We start from the raw sequence: 4,662 nt of genomic DNA, 5'->3' as shown, positions 1-4,662 counted from the left end.
GATTCACAGATCGGGCATGGTGCGTATCCATCAACTACATATGGCGCATAGGAAAAACGTCCTCCTCGCTTCCGTGATCGCGGTGTGATCGCTCGTTTCTCTGTCTGTGGTTTATGTGTGATCACATCGTGGTCATTTTGTAGCCCCTGCGTGGTCACATTGATGCCCCCTCTTCTTTTTCCCTCGATCTCTTCCCGGATCAATAAGTAAATCCCTTCGCTGCTGGTCAATCCTAAACGGGCTACATGCTCCAGCCACTTTTTATATAAGTTCTCTGGAACCCTTGCCCGTATGGTCTTTGATCGCTTTTCTGCATTATCTTTCCGTGCATATTTTTCCAGTGCCACATACTCACCACCTTTGTAATCATCGCGTGGTCATTTCGTGGTCATTATACAGTTTTCCTCTCCCTTCTTTAATTGCCAAAATAAAACACCGGGGAAAATCCCGGCGTATCTCATTCAGCAATATAATTTTTCAGCCCCACATGCCACTTGTACGCCACTTCTTGCATTATCGCCCCGCATATTTCGCAGGTGCAACCTTCCGGCGCGCCGTCTTCGTCGATCTTTACAAGATCGGCTTTTTCCGCGTCGGTTTGCTTGAGACGCTTTCGAATCTCTTTAAAAAGCCCACCATAAGCAACCAAACGGCGACTGTGCAACGCCGAATCTAATGTGTCAACCGCGAGATCGGTTCCCATTTCATCAGACGGATCGAGAAAGTCACCCGGTTTAACGGTATATTTCGCGGCTTCCGCAACCGTTGATTCCATCCCTTGCCCTTTTCGTTTGGGCTTCGCGGTACGAATGTCAACGATCGGCGTATAATCAACTCCTAGTGACTTCTGCCACAACTTTACCCATTCATCCTGAGTTATGTATTTCTCTTTCTTCTTGAAGTAACTTGGCGACACTGCCAAAATCGCGTGAAAGTGGGGGTGGTATTCGTCTGAGTGCATTTTGTGCGTCACTTCCAACGCCCGAAACCAACCAACCACACTATCCTTGAATGCCTTCCGGCGTGAAAGCTTTCCCCATGCCTTAAAGAGCTTGTCCAATGTCTCCGCCAATTCTTCCGAGTGAACATTCCTGCAAGTCAGCGTAAGAAAGAGGAACCTTAATTTTCGCTCCTTTGTTGCTTCATGCAAAATGTCATTTGTCTGTTTAAACACGAGCATCGACCGTCGCCATGCACACATTGGACATAACCTCACCTGACAAAAGTAGCCTGCAACTAGCTTTTTCCCGTGGCCACTCTGACATTCACGGAAGACCAGTCTACAGCCACATTGCGCAACCCGTTCCGCTTTATTCTCTATTCCTAAGCGGGTGTATGATTCTTCCAAATTTATCGACTCTTGCTTATGCTTACGCCAAGGCCGCTCCTTTCCCTGCTTTGTTCGATCTTGCAGAGTTGGAGCACTTTCGGGTATACTGTTGTTAGGCATATTAAAAACAGGCTCCTTTCGAGGGGCACACAAAAGACCCCTTTCGCTATTTGGTTGTTCCTCGACAGTTCAATCATAGCAAAAGGGTCTTTTTCTGTCCACCCCTGATATTTAGGAAAAACCCAGTAATAGAGCGGGTTTCATCCACTTTTTAAAATGCGAGTTGTTCACATAGTATCAAGTTAAGAAAAAACCCGTTTCAACCTATCCCGGTCGCGAAAAAAAATCGCCCTCGGACATTGACACGGAGCCTCTGCACCCTCTGGACACCCAAGCCTTGCCGCCAGGTACGGAGCGGGGAAAAGCGCCCCACTCCGTCCTTGGCGGACGGCTAGGCTACCAGATGGTGCCTCTCCATGTAAATGCCGCTCCTGCAATTTTTTTTCGCGCCCTCACTACTCACCCGCCGGGCAGCAGTTACAAACAAATGTACAGGCAGATGTACAAACAAGTGTACAAGTAGATATACAAGTACGCCCCTTCCGTTTTCGGCCTCAAACCCAGTCACCACAAGGGTTTTGCCCCTCCCTATTTGTTACCCGATGAATCGTCTGAAACATACCCCAAGTGAGACCCCTAAGTTAAACCCAAGTAAGACCCTAAATGTCACCCCAGGTGAGGCCCCAAGTGGTTTCCACCGATCAACGCCGTGGATCCCCGACATGCCACCCATGCCCGTCGATCTGAACCATCTCGACTTAGTACCTCCTGTGAGGTACAAGTCAGATACTAGTTTGATGCACAGACCCCGCGCCATCACTGACTTTCAGCTCGTTTTTCGACTTTTCTTAGACCGATGTTTAAACCGATGTTTAAACCGAAACTTAAACCGACAATTAGAACGACAGCAGCGCGCACTTTTGACGCGTTCCTCGCGGACGCTTCGTCTCGTGGGAAACCTTTTATGTTGTTCATATCGATCAACATAAAAGTTAGTCCGGGTCATTTCGACACCGTCCAACCCCGTGACACGCCTGCGCTCGTGCCGTCTTGATAAGTTTTCAGAACAGAGTAATTACAAGTACAAAAACCGGTATAACTACCGGTAGCATTGCGGGCATAATTACGAGTACTCGAAACGCGCTCAGAACGCACTCAAAACACGCTCGAAACATGCTCAAAGTGCGCTCACCGTACATCTCCCAAAGCCGCACCGCCACTGGGTTGCCGCAACTGACAATGTTGTTTTTACCTCTCCATATTCATCCCCTGCGGCCCCCTCTGGGAACCCCCATGGATTCCGAGCGGGACACGGGGAATTTCCCCGGCCCTTCTGTCTGTGTACCGACTTTCATATCTGTGCCCCGCTGTCGGGGGAGGCAGAGTTAAAATCGTGCACAAACTTCGTTTTCGCCGATTAAATCAGTGCTTTTCACGCACACGTTTTTTAGTTCGTGTACATTCCGTACACAATCGTTTCTTAGATATTCGCATCTTATATAATCGTTTTACCCCCGGCCAATAATCGTATCAATGTATTCGCATTGTAAATGCGAATATTGACGTTTTACGTATTGTACGTTTTTAAGTTGTTCGTTTAGGTCGGGGTTTTTGTACGTTTTATATTGTCCGCTTTTAAAATGCGTACAATATAAAACGCACATGAGGCGGGCGCACAAACGCCCGCCTTGTGCGAGGAAGAGTAGTCGCGGCTTGCAAGTGTTCACCCGCGACTACTCTTCCTCGACACCCAATTTCCATATCCATGGTGGGTGACACTGTGGCGGGCGTTTGTGCGCCAAAAAAATATACCGGAAGGGTGGAAGTACCCCTCTGGTATTTTCATAGCTCTATGACCCCTTAAAATTGCTCTCAAGCGCTCTCCTGTTCAACCTCTAGGGTTGCGTCATCATTGTTCATTCTCCCCAACGCTCGGCGTGCTTCCCGATCATCCATCCCACATATTCTAGCCAGTCGTACACGTCCCGGAAACTTCCCATTTTCACGGTGGTACATGTACAGTTGTGCGGCTGGCGTGTCTGGTACGGTCGTACCATCATGTACCGGTACGGCTGGTACGTTTGGCGGCGCGTCTGGTACAGGTGTACCACTTTCCTGCCCGTTGTCTGGTACGCTGTCCCACTTGACTGGTACGGCATCCGATGTAACTGGTACGCTTTCGCCATTGTCTGGTACGGTCGTACCACTTTCCCGCCCGTTGTCTGGTACGCCGTCCATCGTAACTGGTACAGTTTCATCAACTTCCGGCGCGGCGACTGGTACGGGCGTACCACTTTCCGGTACGGCGTCCTGTGCGGTCCTCCCCTGCTGAATGGCTAGGACGATATCCGCCAGGACATTTTCCGCGATCACGATAGCCACGATGATAATGGTTCCTGCCACCATTCCTTCCCACCCATAGTCCCAGCCATAGCGCAAATTTGCCCAAAAGACGGTAGCCCCTCCTACCCATAAAGCAAACTTGATTGACCATGTGGAGCGCTGGCCGGTCTTCCTCATGTATATTTCTGCTCCTGCTCCCATGAGAAACAGGCACTCAACCAAGACAACGCCAAAAATCGGATCGTATCCTTTCCCAAATCCGTTATCTGCAAAGAACTCCGCCGTATGGCCCCAGCTCATCAAACTACCGGCGCCAAAAATCAATATCCCTAGAATCCCCAGATACCATCTCATAAGCCACAACCCCCATATGTACGTTGTGACTTGTGGTATACTTGTGCTCGCGGACGGTCTTGGATCGGTGTGGGGAGATGGTTGGTCGCCTTGCCCCCACCCGGTTGCTGGGCCGTCTTATTCATTTTTGTTCCTCTCCTTTTCGTTCCAGATAGCTAAACAACAGCATTTTCACCAAACCAGAAAAGTTCACATCCGGCCGTCCTGCGTACTCATAAAGCCGCCGTTCTGCCTCATCGTTTAGGTTAAAGGATACTTGCCGGTTTTTTTTCGCCATGGCTTTTTTCTCCCTCCTTCCATTTCTTATTATACACCATAGTACGTACTACAGTCAACACTGTAGTACAAAAAAAGAGGCGTTACCCGCCCCGCTTCTCTTTAACCATGGCTTCCACTTTAGCCATATGCGCCGTATACGCTTCTTCTGTTGAGATATTGTGCTGTCCCATGTGCCGTGATAGGTTTGATCGGCTTACCCATGATTCACAGATCGGGCATGGTGCGTATCCATCAACTACATATGGCGCATAGGAAAAACGTCCTCCTCGCTTCCGTGATCGCGGTGTGATCGCTCG

General features: G+C 49.4%; 6 protein-coding genes. All 6 read right to left on the bottom strand.

What is annotated here, in order from left to right:
* A partial coding sequence (locus tag C8J48_RS18415; RefSeq protein WP_107728725.1) for a hypothetical protein occupies positions 1–347 on the bottom strand: 347 nt, incomplete at its 3' end.
* Positions 348–457: 110 nt separating this feature from the next.
* Positions 458–1,450, bottom strand: coding sequence for a protein rep (locus C8J48_RS18410; protein ID WP_107728724.1), 993 nt, complete (start codon positions 1,448–1,450; stop codon positions 458–460).
* A gap of 1,812 nt (positions 1,451–3,262) precedes the next feature.
* Entirely contained in the window at positions 3,263–4,087 is an 825-nt protein-coding gene (locus C8J48_RS18405) for a hypothetical protein (RefSeq protein ID WP_107728723.1), read from the bottom strand.
* Complete coding sequence (locus C8J48_RS19260; RefSeq protein WP_281261236.1) at positions 4,084–4,212, bottom strand: hypothetical protein; 129 nt, start codon at positions 4,210–4,212, stop codon at positions 4,084–4,086. The genes C8J48_RS18405 and C8J48_RS19260 overlap by 4 nt, the downstream gene beginning before the upstream one ends.
* Positions 4,209–4,364 carry a hypothetical protein gene (locus C8J48_RS18915; RefSeq protein ID WP_170105735.1) on the bottom strand — a complete coding sequence of 52 codons (156 nt, stop codon included), beginning with the start codon at positions 4,362–4,364 and terminating at the stop codon, positions 4,209–4,211. Before C8J48_RS18915 ends, C8J48_RS19260 begins: the two co-directional genes overlap by 4 nt.
* An 82-nt stretch (positions 4,365–4,446) precedes the next feature.
* A partial coding sequence (locus tag C8J48_RS18995) for a hypothetical protein (RefSeq protein ID WP_211316708.1) occupies positions 4,447–4,662 on the bottom strand: 216 nt, incomplete at its 5' end.

It is taken from the genome of Desmospora activa DSM 45169, from assembly GCF_003046315.1.
Lineage (GTDB): Bacteria > Bacillota > Bacilli > Thermoactinomycetales > DSM-45169 > Desmospora > Desmospora activa.
Note: the sequence above shows the minus strand (reverse complement) of the source record. Positions and strands in the feature narration are given on the sequence as shown.